At 37.4% G+C, this 15,226-nt stretch carries 15 protein-coding genes, 1 tRNA gene, 2 rRNA genes and 1 pseudogene; 15 read left to right on the forward strand and 4 right to left on the reverse strand.

Annotated elements, in window-relative coordinates; genetic code table 11:
* The 7 genes from ACE199_RS19215 to tsaD all read left to right on the forward strand — a co-directional run.
* Positions 1 to 125, forward strand: a 23S ribosomal RNA gene (locus tag ACE199_RS19215); the annotation flags it as partial.
* A 65-nt stretch (positions 126 to 190) separates the two neighbouring features.
* Positions 191 to 306, forward strand: a 5S ribosomal RNA gene (gene rrf / locus ACE199_RS19220).
* A 152-nt stretch (positions 307 to 458) separates the two neighbouring features.
* Positions 459 to 532: transfer RNA gene (locus tag ACE199_RS19225), tRNA-Met, on the forward strand.
* A gap of 270 nt (positions 533 to 802) precedes the next feature.
* The gene (gene tsaE / locus ACE199_RS19230) at positions 803 to 1,258 is read left to right on the forward strand and encodes a tRNA (adenosine(37)-N6)-threonylcarbamoyltransferase complex ATPase subunit type 1 TsaE (RefSeq protein WP_375351202.1); all 456 of its coding nucleotides are present in this window, start codon (positions 803 to 805) and stop codon (positions 1,256 to 1,258) included.
* On the forward strand, positions 1,255 to 1,983 hold the full coding sequence (gene tsaB / locus ACE199_RS19235) for a tRNA (adenosine(37)-N6)-threonylcarbamoyltransferase complex dimerization subunit type 1 TsaB (RefSeq protein WP_375351203.1): 729 nt from the start codon (positions 1,255 to 1,257) through the stop codon (positions 1,981 to 1,983). Before tsaE ends, tsaB begins: the two co-directional genes overlap by 4 nt.
* Positions 1,976 to 2,428: a ribosomal protein S18-alanine N-acetyltransferase gene (gene rimI / locus ACE199_RS19240; protein WP_127758807.1), complete on the forward strand. Its 453-nt coding sequence runs from the start codon at positions 1,976 to 1,978 to the stop codon at positions 2,426 to 2,428. The genes tsaB and rimI overlap by 8 nt, the downstream gene beginning before the upstream one ends.
* Complete coding sequence (tsaD, locus tag ACE199_RS19245; RefSeq protein WP_375351204.1) at positions 2,425 to 3,441, forward strand: tRNA (adenosine(37)-N6)-threonylcarbamoyltransferase complex transferase subunit TsaD; 1,017 nt, start codon at positions 2,425 to 2,427, stop codon at positions 3,439 to 3,441. The genes rimI and tsaD overlap by 4 nt, the downstream gene beginning before the upstream one ends.
* A gap of 379 nt (positions 3,442 to 3,820) precedes the next feature.
* Here the strand turns inward: tsaD and ACE199_RS19250 are convergent, their stop codons facing one another.
* Complete coding sequence (locus ACE199_RS19250; RefSeq protein WP_375351205.1) at positions 3,821 to 5,743, reverse strand: ABC-F family ATP-binding cassette domain-containing protein; 1,923 nt, start codon at positions 5,741 to 5,743, stop codon at positions 3,821 to 3,823.
* A gap of 405 nt (positions 5,744 to 6,148) precedes the next feature.
* Here ACE199_RS19250 and ACE199_RS19255 point away from each other — a divergent pair, with 405 nt between their 5' ends.
* The gene (locus ACE199_RS19255) at positions 6,149 to 6,835 is read left to right on the forward strand and encodes a redox-sensing transcriptional repressor Rex (protein ID WP_375351206.1); all 687 of its coding nucleotides are present in this window, start codon (positions 6,149 to 6,151) and stop codon (positions 6,833 to 6,835) included.
* Between the two features lie 121 nt (positions 6,836 to 6,956).
* Here ACE199_RS19255 and ACE199_RS19260 read toward each other — a convergent pair whose 3' ends face one another.
* Both ACE199_RS19260 and ACE199_RS19265 read right to left on the reverse strand, forming a co-directional pair.
* The gene (locus ACE199_RS19260; RefSeq protein WP_127758811.1) at positions 6,957 to 7,163 is read right to left on the reverse strand and encodes a YdiK family protein; all 207 of its coding nucleotides are present in this window, start codon (positions 7,161 to 7,163) and stop codon (positions 6,957 to 6,959) included.
* Positions 7,160 to 7,882 (reverse strand): CPBP family intramembrane glutamic endopeptidase, encoded by a 723-nt coding sequence (locus tag ACE199_RS19265; RefSeq protein WP_375351207.1) that lies wholly within the window; start codon positions 7,880 to 7,882, stop codon positions 7,160 to 7,162. Before ACE199_RS19265 ends, ACE199_RS19260 begins: the two co-directional genes overlap by 4 nt.
* Positions 7,883 to 8,186: 304 nt before the next feature.
* On the opposite strand from ACE199_RS19265, the gene groES reads away from it, so the two are divergent.
* Both groES and groL read left to right on the forward strand, forming a co-directional pair.
* A complete protein-coding gene (gene groES / locus ACE199_RS19270; protein WP_119118294.1) occupies positions 8,187 to 8,471 on the forward strand; it encodes a co-chaperone GroES in 285 nt (94 codons plus the stop codon).
* A gap of 63 nt (positions 8,472 to 8,534) precedes the next feature.
* Positions 8,535 to 10,166: a chaperonin GroEL gene (gene groL / locus ACE199_RS19275; protein WP_375351208.1), complete on the forward strand. Its 1,632-nt coding sequence runs from the start codon at positions 8,535 to 8,537 to the stop codon at positions 10,164 to 10,166.
* Positions 10,167 to 10,239: 73 nt separating this feature from the next.
* On the opposite strand, the pseudogene ACE199_RS19280 reads toward groL, so the two are convergent.
* Positions 10,240 to 11,082, reverse strand: a pseudogene (locus ACE199_RS19280) (tyrosine-type recombinase/integrase); the annotation flags it as partial.
* 398 nt (positions 11,083 to 11,480) lie between these two features.
* Between ACE199_RS19280 and ACE199_RS19285 the strand changes: the two are divergent.
* The 5 genes from ACE199_RS19285 (at position 11,481) to ACE199_RS19305 (ending at position 14,873) form a co-directional block, all read left to right on the forward strand.
* On the forward strand, positions 11,481 to 11,783 hold the full coding sequence (locus ACE199_RS19285) for a WXG100 family type VII secretion target (RefSeq protein ID WP_268572502.1): 303 nt from the start codon (positions 11,481 to 11,483) through the stop codon (positions 11,781 to 11,783).
* Between the two features lie 35 nt (positions 11,784 to 11,818).
* Positions 11,819 to 11,986 carry a hypothetical protein gene (locus ACE199_RS19290; protein WP_157831085.1) on the forward strand — a complete coding sequence of 56 codons (168 nt, stop codon included), beginning with the start codon at positions 11,819 to 11,821 and terminating at the stop codon, positions 11,984 to 11,986.
* A 261-nt stretch (positions 11,987 to 12,247) separates the two neighbouring features.
* The gene (locus ACE199_RS19295) at positions 12,248 to 13,495 is read left to right on the forward strand and encodes a glycine zipper domain-containing protein (protein WP_375351210.1); all 1,248 of its coding nucleotides are present in this window, start codon (positions 12,248 to 12,250) and stop codon (positions 13,493 to 13,495) included.
* 9 nt (positions 13,496 to 13,504) lie between these two features.
* Positions 13,505 to 14,302 (forward strand): hypothetical protein, encoded by a 798-nt coding sequence (locus ACE199_RS19300; RefSeq protein WP_375351211.1) that lies wholly within the window; start codon positions 13,505 to 13,507, stop codon positions 14,300 to 14,302.
* A gap of 13 nt (positions 14,303 to 14,315) precedes the next feature.
* On the forward strand, positions 14,316 to 14,873 hold the full coding sequence (locus tag ACE199_RS19305) for a DUF5381 family protein (RefSeq protein ID WP_375351212.1): 558 nt from the start codon (positions 14,316 to 14,318) through the stop codon (positions 14,871 to 14,873).
* Positions 14,874 to 15,226: the final 353 nt, after the last annotated feature.

Below are 15,226 nucleotides of genomic sequence, written 5' to 3' on the forward strand. Positions count from 1 at the left end.
AAGATGAGATTTCCCATAGCGCAAGCTAGTAAGACCCCTGAAAGATGATCAGGTTGATAGGTCAGAGGTGGAAGTGTGGCGACACATGGAGCTGACTGATACTAATCGGTCGAGGACTTAACCTATTGTTTTGATAATACGCAATGCTTTCTTATTATCTAGTTTTGAAGGAACAACGTTCCTTATATTGTTTGGTGACGATAGCGAAGAGGTCACACCCGTTCCCATTCCGAACACGGAAGTTAAGCTCTTCAGCGCCGATGGTAGTTGGGGGTTTCCCCCTGTGAGAGTAGGACGTCGCCAAGCTATATATTTTGTGTATATTTTTTATAAAAAGAGTATATACTATATATTATCATCAAGTTGTTTCGACATATCCTCATCCTGAAATTCTAGAAGGGGAAGAAACAGTCGACACAAAATTAGGTGCATAAGCAAAATATCAATATTTTTATCGTCGCGGGGTGGAGCAGTCCGGTAGCTCGTCGGGCTCATAACCCGAAGGTCGCAGGTTCAAATCCTGTCCCCGCAATCAAACCAAAAAAACGAAACATTGTTTCGTTTTTTTGGTTTTTCAGCATGATTATTTTCGTATTTGTTTCTTGATGAAAAAACAGGTAAACTACATATAGAATGTTTTCTGTCCTTAGGAGAACGGTCCTAAGGATTTTTTATACTATTAGAACTTATAGTAAACAGACGATAGTATATAGGAAGGGACATCGACTTTCACCATGATTGACGGTAAGTCGTGTTTTTCTAATCTTATTTAAATAACTAGTTACATAAAGGTGATTAAGATATGGAGCAATTTGAATGGGTTTCACGAGGTGAAGAAGAGACTGCTCGTTTTGCAGGTCGGTTAGCAGAACATCTTAAAGGTGGAGATGTATTAGCTTTAGAGGGTGATTTAGGAGCAGGCAAGACCGCTTTTACAAAAGGGTTAGCGAAGGGGCTAGGGGTCACGCGAAATGTAAATAGTCCTACTTTTACGATTATTAAAGAATATCATGGGCGTTTACCGCTATATCATATGGATGTGTATCGTGTAAGTGAGGCGGAAGAAGATTTAGGATTTGATGAGTATTTTGAAGGTGAAGGTGTTACCGTTGTTGAATGGGCTCATTTAATTAAAAATCAACTTCCAGAGAATCTTTTAGTTATTTATATTTATCGTGTAGACGAATATAGTCGCCGATTTGTCATAGAAGCTCATGGAGATCGTTACGTCCAGTTGTGTAAGGAGATTATAGAATGAAAGTGTTAGCTATTGATACGTCTAATTTTACGCTAGGTATTGCTTTAATCGATGGCAATCGAGTCATTGGCGAGTACATTACTAATTTAAAGAAAAATCATTCTGTTCGGGTTATGCCGGCTATTGAGACGTTGTTAAAAGATTGTGACACCCTGCCAAAAGAGTTAGATAAAATCGTTGTAGCGAAAGGACCTGGATCTTATACCGGTGTTCGAATTGGTGTAACCATTGCGAAGACATTAGCTTGGACATTAAATATTCCATTATCAGCGATTTCGAGCTTAGAAGCTTTAGCTGCTAATGGTCGCTACTTTAACGGATTGATTTCACCATTATTTGATGCAAGGCGGGGACAAGTGTATACCGGTTTATATGAGTATGATGAGAATGAGCAATTGAAAGAAATTGTGGCAGATTGCAATATCTTATCGTCAGAATGGGCTGCCCGTCTTAAAGAGTGGAATCGTCCTATTTTATTTATAGGACAAGATATAGAAATTCATCGTGAAGCGCTTAGTGAGGTGCTTGGGGAGCTAGCGGTGTTTGTTCCGCCTTCTTTGTATAATCCAAGACCAAGTGAGCTAGCTCTTCTTGGAAAAGATAAAGAGGAAGAAGACATTCACTTGTTTGTTCCGAATTATGTACGTATGGCTGAAGCCGAAGCAAAGTGGCTTGAACAGCAGGAGAACCAAAAAATGATGAAAGCGAACGATAACAATGAGTAAAACGATGACGTTTCGGCTGATGAATCGAGAAGATATTGATCAAGTATTAGAAGTAGAACGACAGTCTTTTACTTTGCCGTGGAGTAGAGAAGCTTTTTATAATGAGCTAGATCATAATCAGTATGCAGTGTATTTAGTTATTGAGGATAACGGTAAAGTTGTAGGGTACTGCGGTGCTTGGATTGTATTAGATGAGTCACATATCACGAATATTGCGATTTTACCTGAATATCGAGGGCAAAAATTAGGTGAAGCTCTACTCCTGAAGATGATTGAAATATCGATTAGTAAAGGTGTGGTTCGGATGACATTAGAAGTTCGAGTGAGTAATGAAGTTGCAATTTCTTTATATGAAAAATTAGGTTTTCAAAAAGGTGGTATCCGTAAAGGATATTATACTGATAATCGTGAAGATGCATATGTAATGTGGGTGAATTTCTCGTGAAACAAGAGCAAATTATATTAGGTATTGAGACAAGTTGTGATGAAACGGCTGCAGCCGTGATAAAAAACGGAACGGATATATTAAGCAATGTTGTGGCTTCTCAAATTGAAAGTCATAAGCGATTTGGTGGGGTCGTGCCTGAAATTGCTTCTCGCCATCATGTTGAACAAATTACAATAGTAATTGAAGAAGCATTACAACAAGCGAATATTACGTATGAAGATATAGATGCCATTGCGGTGACTGAAGGGCCGGGATTAGTTGGAGCTTTATTAATTGGTGTAAATGCAGCTAAGGCGATTGCGTTTGCACATGGAATTCCATTAGTTGGTGTGCATCATATTGCAGGACATATTTATGCAAACCGTTTGATTCAAGAGATTCAATATCCAGCGCTTTCACTTGTTGTCTCAGGAGGGCATACAGAATTAGTGTTATTGAAGGAGTCTGGCTCATTTCAAGTCATTGGTGAGACTCGTGATGATGCTGCGGGCGAGGCCTATGATAAAGTAGCGCGAACATTGAATTTACCTTATCCAGGCGGTCCGCATATTGATAGATTAGCACATGAAGGAACACCGTCCATTAAGTTACCTCGTGCGTGGCTGGAGGGAAGTTACGATTTTAGTTTTAGCGGATTAAAATCGGCTGTTATTAACACACTTCATAACGCAGAGCAACGCGGCGAGGAGATTAAACCCGAAGATCTTGCCGCAAGCTTTCAACAAAGTGTAATTGAAGTATTAGTGACAAAAACGATTTCTGCAACAAAAGAATACGGTGTAAAGCAATTGTTACTAGCAGGGGGAGTAGCAGCTAATAAAGGGCTGCGTGCTGCGCTCACTGAGGCTTTTAAGGAAGTGCCGGAAGTAGAATTAATTATTCCTCCGCTTAGTCTTTGTACAGATAATGCGGCAATGATTGGAGCAGCAGGAAGCATTTTATTCGAAAAAGGAAAACGCTCTAATTTAGCGTTAAATGGAAACCCAGGATTAGATATTGAGGCTTTTTAAGAATGTGCACATATATTGATAAGGGTTGATACGGCGGAGCTATGTATATAGCTCTGCTTTACTTATTCATAAAAGTGATTTGGATTGTATCTGTGGATAAAAAAGTCTGATAATTAAAAATTGAATGTGAATAACTTGCGTTTTTGTTGATAAGTAGCATAATTTTTGTGGATAATGTGGAAAAGTTCGAATAAAGCTTGAATGAAAAGGAGAAGGTTGTGTATATTTTTGTGGATAAAGTTTATTTTAGTAAGAAACGAATGCTTTAAGATGCGGATATAGAAAAAGGCCGACTTAAATAAAAGGTCGACCTTCTTAACATCTATATTTATCTCATACTTAATGGGCAGTAAGAGCCCCCGCTGACGGAAGTTTCACTTTATATATCCAGCTCTGCCCACTCTTCTAATAGAAGATCAAGGGCTGCTTGTGCCTGCTCTAGCTTTGTTTGAATTTCTATCACTTTTTCGTGATTTTGAAATACTTCAGAATCACAAAGAAGCTGATTACACTCTTCAATATCTGCTTCTAATCTTTCTATTTCTCCTTCAATCTCCTCAATGCGGCGCTTGCGTTGGCGCTCTGCTTTTTTCGCTTCTTTATCAATGATGTAGCTGTTTTTATCCGTTACTTGCTCTGGTTGTTTACTTTGGGTTTGTTGTTGTTCGAGTGCTTCATGTTCCGCTTGTTCTTGTTTTTTCTGAACATAGTAGTCATAATCTCCAAGGAACTCTACATTGCCCTCTTTAGAGAGTTCAATGACCTTCGTTGCAATTCGGTTAATGAAGTATCGATCATGTGAAACGAAAAGCAATGTTCCTGGATAATCGATTAAAGCATTTTCAAGGACGAGTTTGCTATCGAGATCTAAGTGGTTTGTTGGCTCATCGAGTATTAAAAAATTACCTTTTTCCATCATCATTTTTGCTAAAGCAAGTCGTGCTTTTTCACCGCCGCTAAGAGTAGAGACTGTTTTTAAAACGTCATCCCCGCTAAATAGGAAGTTTCCAAGTACGGTGCGTATCTCTTTTTCCGGCTTCAAGGGGTGTTCATCCCATAATTCGTTAAGTACTCGTTTGTTGGAAACGAGGTTCGCTTGCTCTTGATCATAGTAGCTGATCTGAACATTTGTGCCAAAGTGAATGTCACCTGAAAGAGCAGGCATCTTATCAATAATTGTTTTTAATAGTGTTGATTTGCCGACCCCGTTCGGACCGACGAGTGCAATGCTTTCGCCTTTTGTGATTCGAACGTTAATGTGTTGGGCAACCTTTTCGTTTTGATAGCCAATTGCCAGCTCGTTTAGCTGCAGCACTTCATTTCCACTTTGCTTCTCAATTTGAAAAGAGAAAGAAGCGGATTTTTGATCGCCTTGGGGTCTATCTAAAATCTCCATTTTCTCAAGCTGTTTTCGTCTGCTTTGTGCTCGTTTGGTGGTAGAAGCTCGTGTAATATTTCGTTGGACAAAATCACGCAGCTTTTCAATTTCTTCTTGCTGCTTTTCAAATTGCTTCATATCTCGTTCGAAATCTTCCGCTTTTCTGATTAAATAAGAGCTGTAATTGCCGTGATATTTTTTCATTGAGTGTCGTGAGATTTCATATACTTGATTAACAACTTTATCAAGGAAGTATCGGTCATGAGAAACAATGAGTACAGCACCTTGATAGCCTTGTAAATATTGTTCAAGCCAAGAAAGTGTTTCAATATCTAGATGGTTTGTCGGTTCATCCAGGATTAAAATATCTGGTTTTGTTAAAAGTAATTTACCAAGGGCCAGTCTTGTCTTTTGACCCCCGCTTAAGGTGGAGATAGGTGTAGAAGGGTCAAAGCTGCCAAATTGAAGCCCGTGCAAAACAGAGCGAATATCTGCTTCATATTGATAGCCGCCGGACTCTTTAAATTGAACTTGCAGGGCATCATATTCACTCAGTACTTTTTGATAAACGGCTTCATTAGAGAAAATATCTGGATTTGCCATCTTTTCTTCTAATTGGCGTAAGGTTTGCTCTTGTGAAATGAGATGGTTAAATACGGTTAACATTTCATCCCAGATGGATAGTTCTGATTCAAGGCCTGTATCTTGGGCCATATAGCCGATTGTGACCCCTTTTGGTTGAATAATTTCTCCACCATCATAAGACAACTGTCCAGCAATAATTTTTAATAGTGTAGATTTCCCAGCACCGTTACGACCTACTAGAGCAATCCGGTCTTTATGTTGAACTTCGAGCTTCATATTCGATAGAATGAGTTCCGCTCCGTAATATTTAGATACTTGATTAACTTGTAATAAAATCATGAATTTCACCTCAGGTAGCATTATCCCGAACAAATTGTTATAGAACGTCTATCAGTTTTCAGATATACTGTTTTTTGACTCTAGACGTTTAAGCTTTTCTTCTTAGTGTACCGTATCATTGAACTTATCGGCAATAGAATGGTTATTTCGTTTCAAAACAAGATGTTACATTATGTGGAATAATGGTGTATGATTTATAATAGGGATATTATAACGTAAGATTGTACACTTTCGAACATAGTGCAGTTTATTAAGAGTAAGATGACAGAGTCCCCATTGTTTTTAGAAGAACGAGCAAGTTGGGAATGGAAGCGTTATCAGTGATATTTTGAATGCATATCATGCTTCTATGGAATATAGGCAGAAGAATAGATTGAAAAGCGCGTGTGAAAGCGAGGGAGAATAATGAATCAAGGACAATTAAAAATACCGCAGGCTACGGCCAAAAGACTACCCTTGTATTATCGATTTTTACAAAACCTACATTCCTCTGGGAAACAAAGGGTTTCTTCAGCAGAGTTGAGTGAAGCTGTTAAGGTAGATTCAGCAACGATACGTCGTGACTTTTCGTACTTTGGCGCACTTGGAAAAAAAGGATATGGATATAATGTTAATTATTTATTATCATTTTTTAGAAAAACATTGGATCAAGATGAAGTGACGAAAGTAGCGTTAATTGGTGTAGGGAATCTAGGTACTGCTTTTTTAAATTATAATTTCTTGAAAAATAATAATACAAAAATTAGTATGGCTTTTGATGTGGATGAAAGAAAAGTCGGTACGAATATAGCCAATGTTCCGATTTATCATATGGATGAAATTGAGAGCCGTCTACAAGGAGAGCATGTTACAGCTGCAATCTTAACCATTCCAGCGCATGTGGCTCAGCCCGTTACAGATCGTTTAATTGCTGCTCAAGTAAAAGGAATTTTAAACTTTACCCCAGCACGATTAAATGTACCTTCTTCTATTAGAATTCATCATATCGACTTGGCTGTTGAATTACAGTCATTGATTTACTTCCTGAAACATTATCCAGTATTAGAAGAAGAAACCGCTGATATAGAGGATGGAATACCAATAAATAAATAAATAAATATATTCTTAAGGCTAATGAAACGATTTTTGGTTCATGCATATGAAACCGTGTACATGAGTTGAAGATGAACAGTGTCTAACATAGCCAAAGAAATAAGCAGCTGATGACAGCTGCTTATTTCTTCTTTTGAATCGATTTTATTTTTACATGTAGTAAAAGCATTCGGATACCGGAGCCGAAGTCCAATGTAGCAATAAAGATAAGGAAATAAGCAAAGAATCCCCAACCTGATGATGTGACAGTTTGGATGGCGAAAGCAGTGAATACGATACCTAAACATATATAAATAATGCTTAGTTTTAAAGGTGATTGATGTCTCATAAAAATCCTCCGATGAAAGCTTGCATATTTTGCATGAAATTTTGGATGTCTTCATAATACATTTGCAAAATGACAACGAATGTATTCATAGATACATGAGCAATAATTGGGACTAGAATTCGTTTCGTCTGTACATAAAGGAAAGCGAAGGTAAAGCCCATTGCCGAATATAATAACAAATGCTCTAGTTCCATATGTGCTAAACCAAAAATGATGGAGCTAATCAAAGCTGCAATAAAGAAATTAAATCGCTTATATAAGGAACCGAAAATAACTTTTCGGAAAATAATTTCTTCTAATATGGGACCAATAATAGAACTCACTACTATCATTAATGGAATCTTATCAATGACAGATAAAATTTCTTGCGTATTCGCTGATTGAGTTTGAATGCCAATCCACTGTTCAATTGTAATCGCGATACTTTGTGCAAAGAAAGCGAGAAAGACTCCACATATTGCCCAAAAGGTAGAAAGGGAGATGGACGCTTTATCGCGAGTGAGTGCTGATTCTTTCATATCATGTCGCATGAAAAAGAGAGTAAGCAGAAGAGCTAATAAAAAACTAAAAATGGACCAGTAAGCAAAAGCTGTTAATCTCAATTCTCCACTAGGTACTCCTAACGTTTTTCCAATGAACATAAAGAGCGGCAGTCCAATAAATCCAGAGAGCTGCATGGCAAGATACGTAATAATGACATACCAGTATTCTTTTCTCAAAAATAATTCTCCTTTAAGTGAAATCATTCATGCATAGGTACAGTGAAAATGGTATCAAAAAATATTGAATAACTCCACTTTTATAGGTGCTATTCAATCATATTTGTTGTAGGGATTTAATAGAATGGGTAGGGCTACTTTTAGTATGAGAATCTATTATCAAAATTAATGTAAAAATTTTTGATGAAGATACTTGCAAAACAGGAATGATTTATTTAATATAATAATTGTGTTAGCACTCACAGGTGTTGAGTGCTAATAATTCAAAACAGTTAATCATAAGAATTTGAGGGGGTTGTTTCACTTGTTAAAACCATTAGGTGATCGCGTTATTATTGAACTAGTTGAGTCAGAAGAAAAAACAGCTAGCGGTATCGTACTTCCAGATACAGCAAAAGAAAAGCCACAAGAAGGTAAGGTCGTAGCAGTTGGTACAGGCCGTGTTCTTGAAAATGGCGAACGTGTTACTTTAGAGGTTGCCCAAGGCGATCGTATTATCTTCTCAAAATACGCTGGTACGGAAGTCAAGTACGAGGGTACTGAATACTTAATTTTACGCGAAAGCGATATTTTAGCAATTATTGGCTAATTATACAACAATACTTAACTGAACGAAAATTTTAATGAAAAATGATTAGGGAGGTACTTATACATGGCTAAAGAAATTAAATTTAGTGAAGAAGCTCGCCGCGCAATGCTTCGTGGTGTAGATGCGCTTGCAGATGCAGTAAAAGTAACATTAGGACCAAAAGGACGCAACGTCGTTCTTGAGAAAAAATTCGGTTCACCGCTTATTACAAATGATGGTGTAACAATCGCAAAAGAAATCGAGCTTGAAGATGCATTCGAAAATATGGGTGCAAAATTGGTTGCTGAAGTAGCAAGCAAAACAAATGACGTAGCTGGTGACGGTACAACAACAGCAACAGTTCTTGCTCAAGCAATGATTCGTGAAGGATTGAAAAACGTAACAGCTGGTGCGAACCCAATGGGTATCCGTAAAGGAATCGAAAAAGCGGTTAACGCTGCAATCGAAGAGTTAAAAGCGATTTCTAAACCAGTTGAAAACAAAGAATCTATCGCACAAGTTGCGGCAATTTCTGCTGCTGACGAAGAAGTTGGTAAACTAATTGCTGAAGCAATGGAACGCGTTGGTAACGACGGTGTTATCACAATCGAAGAATCTAAAGGTTTCACAACTGAATTAGATGTTGTAGAAGGTATGCAATTCGACCGTGGATATGCATCTCCATACATGGTAACAGATTCAGATAAAATGGAAGCAGTTCTTGATAATCCGTACATCTTAATTACTGATAAGAAAATCGGTAACATTCAAGAAATCCTTCCTGTACTTGAGCAAGTTGTACAACAAGGTAAACCATTATTAATCATCGCTGAAGACGTTGAAGGTGAAGCACTTGCAACACTTGTTGTGAACAAACTTCGCGGAACATTCAATGCAGTAGCAGTTAAAGCTCCTGGATTCGGTGATCGTCGTAAAGCAATGCTTGAAGATATCGCAGCTCTTACTGGTGGAGAAGTAATTACAGAAGAAGTAGGTCTTGATCTGAAATCTGCTACAATCCAATCATTAGGACGCGCTTCTAAAATTGTTGTAACAAAAGAAAATACAACAATCGTTGAAGGTGCTGGAAATGCAGAAGCAATCCAAGCTCGCGTAAACCAAATCCGCGTTCAATTAGAAGAAACAACTTCTGAATTTGACCGTGAGAAATTACAAGAACGCCTTGCTAAATTAGCTGGTGGTGTAGCAGTAATCAAAGTTGGTGCAGCTACTGAAACTGAACTAAAAGAACGCAAACTTCGTATTGAAGATGCATTGAACTCTACTCGTGCTGCGGTTGAAGAAGGTATCGTAGCTGGTGGTGGTACAGCGCTTCTTAACGTATACAATAAAGTGGCTGAGCTTCAAGCTGAAGGCGACGAAGCAACAGGTGTGAAAATCGTTCTTCGTGCGATTGAAGAGCCTGTACGTCAAATCGCTCACAACGCTGGTCTTGAAGGATCTGTTATCGTTGAGCGCCTTAAAGGTGAAGCGGTTGGAACTGGATTCAACGCAGCTACTGGTGCGTGGGTAAACATGATCGAAGCTGGTATCGTTGACCCAACGAAAGTAACTCGTTCAGCTCTACAAAACGCTGGATCTGTTGCAGCTATGTTCTTAACAACTGAAGCAGTTGTTGCTGACAAGCCAGAACCTGCTGGTGCTGCTGGAATGCCTGACATGAGCGGTATGGGCGGCATGGGCGGCATGATGTAATAACGCCCTAGAACCTTTGATATATAAGGGTTTTGAATAAAGGTAAATTGAAATGCTAACATTTCTTGCCTGATTAGAGGCTTCTCATTAATTGACCAAATTTATGAGAAGCCTCTTTTTTCATTTCTTTCGTTACATGCAGATAAACGTTTTTGGTTGTTTCATCATCACAGTGGCCTAACCGATCCATAATCTCTTCTAATCCTACTCTAGCTTCTGCGAGTAATGATGTATGAGTATGGCGTAAAGAGTGGGGAGTAAGCTCTGTGTTTAGACCGGCTAACTTCAATAATCGAGCCATTCTGTTTTCAACGGTCTTAATGAAAATAGGGTAGCCTGGTTGTCTGTCTTTCTTAGCGAAAATGAATCCTTCATCATGATAAACGTCACTCAATCGTTCCTTAAGAGCTACAATAACATCTTCATCAACGACTATGCTCCGTTTAGATCTTCTAGTCTTAGGTGGCACTAATTGATATTCAATCGTGTTATTATTTGGGTTATAGTACGTTTTAGTAATACTGATAGTATGTTCTTCAAAATCAATGTCTTTCCACTTAAGCGACACTAATTCACCAACACGCATCCCTGTATAGGAAAGAGTCAGGAAGATTAAGTAATCCAAATCTAATCCTTTTTGAGCAGATGTTTGCAATAGTAACGCTAGCTCTTCCTTTTCCATACATTTAGGGATTTCTTGTTCCTCTAATTCCTCAATGGTTTTTCTATGTTTCTTCAGGTAAGCGAATTCTGTTGGATCCTTTTTAATAATTCTCATCTCAATTGCTTTCTTGAAAATCATTCTTCCGGTGCGATGTACACCATCCAATGTGTTATCAGCATATCCTTTTTCTTTTAAATCATTTAAAGCATCCTGATATCTTTTGGCTGTGATATCTTTTAGTTTCAAAAGAGAGTTGTTTTGCCTAAATAAGGAACCAAACTGTTCCCCTCCTGAATGAAACTGCAAGTCTCAATTCATCTATTACTCAAAAGTTCCTCAACCGAATACTTCTATAGCTTTCCAACCACCTTCATTTTTAACGGCAGAAATGGATAAACCTTCTTCCTCTGCATGAGGAAAATTCCAGTTTTCCTCGTTATATCATGGCATATTTGCCAACTACACTCGTTATGTTAATAAAACAAAACATTATTCCTATATCTATTTCTTATTTTAATACTGGGGGCCTATGGAAGTGACTTAGTAATTATAGTAACATTTACTTATCTATAATAAGGAATTGTTGTATTAAAATGGTATTTGAGAATAAATAGAGAAAAAGTACGTTGACTCAATAATGAGGTGAAAAGATGAATTCGGATAAAGTCAGAGCATTAACAAAAGTGTTTCAGGAATCTTCTGAGGAGTTAAAATTAGATGAATCAAAATTAATGCAGAGTATACATACAAATACGGAGACATGGGCTGGCGAAGCCCGGAAAAAATTTGATTCAATACTAGATGAAGCAGCTGTCCTATTTCAAAGACATTCAGACAATCTTTATCAAATAAGTAGAGAATTAGAAAGCGCAGCAAATGATGTTGACAGAGTGAGAGAAGAGATTGAAAGACAAAGAGAATTAGAGCGGCTTGCTTGTATGAAGGATGAGTAGAAACAAAATGAATGAAGGATATAAAGAGGTGTCATATGAAACCGAAGAATAGGGATCGTAAAAGTTTGGAAGAGGAAGGCTGGATTCTTCCGGATAAGAATAAGCAAAATAAAGATGGTAGTTTACTCCCCGGCTGCGGTGGTTTTTTTATTTTGTTCATTCAATTTGGTGTTTTGGCACATCAAATAATCACTCTTTTTTAAGTCTACCTTATGTCCGCTAAAGTTTTACAACTGTACTTGCCAATAATGATAATTGTTTTGAGAGGTTTAAAATGGCTCGTAATAAGTAGAGACAAGGAAAGAAAAAAGAAGATGACGGTAAGCAAGGAATGGATGAAAATTGGGTACCGGGTTGTGTCGACCTATTTATCCTGCCTTTACAGATTATTCTATTAGGACATCACTTTTTTCATAGTATATAGATAAAATAGTTCATAAAGGAAAAGAAAAGAGGATGATGCAGTGGGGAATAAAATTTCAGTAGACCCAGATCGTTTAGAAGATTTAGCAAATGAGTTTGTCTCGTACTTGTCAAAAATTGAAGAAGAATACAAGAGTCTTCATTTGGAACTAGTGAACCTAATTAGCAGTGCTCCAGCAGAGTATAGTCATTGTTTTTATCAAGTAGGAGATCCGTGGGGAACAGGAAATCAATTAGTTGACCTTCTGAGTGAAATGGAGATCGACCTTCGAATGACCGCCAATAAATTTTCCGATGCTGATAACTTAGTCGGTCAACTTTATAAACTGCATGAGAAGTATGGAGCGCTCACTGCGATGGGTGCTTTAGTATCAAAACAGCTGGCATTTTATGGGCTAGGTTTTACGCAATTTATCAAAAATAGTGATGATGTCTATATGTATAAACATATGAATGCCCTAAATAAACTAACAGATGTAGTCGATAATTCCAAATTTCGTAATGTAGCAAGAGCCTATTTAAATCCAACCTTTTTATTGAAAAAATATAGAGATGTTCCATTTGCTGATTTAGTTCACAAAAAGGTTGCTAAATATCTTCCTGGTGATGTTGTTAAGTATACAGATAGTTCAAAGGCATTATTTGAAGGGATTAAGCATCGAGCATTGGACTCTACAACGTTTAAATCATTTCTTCAGACGGGAGCGAAATTTGCCAAAACCAACGCTGTTAGTGCAGTACTAGTAACAGGAGTAATGGAAGCAGGCGGAATGGGACTGAAAATTTCCGAAAACTATGCGAAATATGGAAATAATCCAGAGGTCTTAAAGCGAGAAAATGCAAAAGCGGTAGGAAATGCAGTGAATAATACCGTAGCGATTTCTGGAGGTTCCATTGCGGGAGCATTCGTAGGAGGTGCTCTAGGAAGTTTAGTAGGCCCAGTCGGTACGGTTGTAGGAGCCGCTGCAGGTTCATTTGTAGGAGGACTTGTTGGAGAGCAAGCGGCTAAACTTACGGCAGGGATAGCAGAGAAAGCAGCGATTGTCATTAAAGAACCTATACATGATGGGCTTGAACTGATTAAAGGTGGTTTGGAGAAAGCTGGGAAAGTTGTTGAAGGTGTTAATAAAGGTGCTGATTTCGTAAATGATCAAATTAAGGATACTATTGCTGACCCAATAGGGAAGGTGGGAGAAATCGGTAAGGGATTATCGAAAGCAAAAGAAACAGCGAGTTCCCTTGCCGATGGAGCAAAAGATTTTTTTGAGGATAAATTTTCATTTTTTTAAGGAGGATATATGAATACCATTCAATTAAGTATTGAAGAGTTACTTTTTTCATTTTATAGTGAAGGTTTATTTGAACAAGGAATGTCGATTAAGGGAGCCTATTTTCCAACGCTTCAAGATGCCGAGTTGAAATTAATGCTAGAAATTGCCTCTCGCTCTTTGTTAGCAAAAGATATGTTAAAGGAAGTAGATAATCAATATAAGTTAAAAGATGAATTTGCTGCCTATATTCATACATTGAATAATGCAGAAAGTACCGTAAAGGCTTCTAAACATCAGCCAGACTTAAATGGAGAAGATAGTATTTCCTTTCATTTTAAAAATGGAGAGGTCTATTTACATAAAGTATTGTACGATCATCAAGTTCACTCTATTTCTAAGCTGCCGAAAGAAGAAATCCTTTCAGTTATAAGCGGTTTTTTCCATTTCCATACGTTAGAAAAGCAAGGTGAAGTTATTCTTCAGTTAAAAAGTGAAGAATTTGAAGAACTTTTAGAAGATGTAAGTCAATCTCATTCTTTACCGGAGTCAATTGTTCAGAAGTGGGTAAGTAAAAAGGGAGAGTCTACTAGTATCTTAGAGTTTTTAAATGATATTTCGAATAGAAACGGTAAAATGGATAGTTTAGTAAGCTTAACGTATGACTCAGAGAATAACCCTGACCTAAAAGATCTTTATTTTATGATTCCAGGAAAGAATGAATGTTGGCTAGTTACAAGGGACAACAACCTTGACCTGAGTATTCAGAGAGCAAATGAGGCATCTATTAATCAACTATTATTAACCAACAAGATTCTTCCAGCTTAAGGAGGTGCATTATTTGGTAAACGTTAAGAAAGAAAATAACGCCATTCAGATAAAAGGGTCAAAGTTCATGTACGGGTGGACGTTTCTTGCGACTGTAGGTTTTTTAATTGCTTGTTTTTTCTTAATCATACACGGTTTGAAATTTGAGTCCAAGTATTCTTTATTTTACCTTGGTGGTGGTCTCATCTTTACTCCTTTTTACCTTTACCTAACGCTCTGGTCACTTCCAGGTTTTATTCCAGGAAAGGTCCTGTTAACGATTGTCCAAGGTGAAAATGGTACGATTAAGTCGAAGAAAGGTACAGTTTATATTAAGAATATCCGGAATATCGATTTAGTAAGAAATCCACTGAATTTAATCAATGATATAGTCATTGACACCCTTGATAACAAAACCATAAAAATTCGTACGTATAATTTACTTGATGACCTGGATTATCAGGTGGTCGTTGATCAATATCTTTATCCCTATATTACAGAAAATGCAAAAAAAGTATGGGATCGTAAGGTGGATTTAGATAAATTGCAAAGAGTAGCCAAATACGAGCGGCAAGAGCAGAAAATTGATTAACAATCATTCAAATTAAAAGATCTCAGTCCAAAGCTGGTGATTCGCGTCCAATTGTCTTTTTTATTATCGATGATACACAATGTAAAAAGGATTGTTCATATGCTAGTACTTTTATGTCAAAGAGTTTAAACAAAAATTGAGCGGTAAAAACAACTTCTACATCAATTTGTTTGCGGTCTCTACAAGTCATGTAGAGTGTGTAATCATTGCAACAAAGCGATGCATGTAGAATTTGCATCGCTTTGTTGATTTGTGAGTAATTCCATATCGAATATCTGCTAACATTTTGCTAACGAAATATAATAAATTATGTTAAATCCAAGTTAAAGATGTTACAGCTAGCACGAGCAAAA

This window comes from Peribacillus sp. Hz7, assembly GCF_042136355.1.
In the GTDB taxonomy this organism is placed as follows: Bacteria; Bacillota; Bacilli; order Bacillales; family DSM-1321; genus Peribacillus; species Peribacillus asahii_A.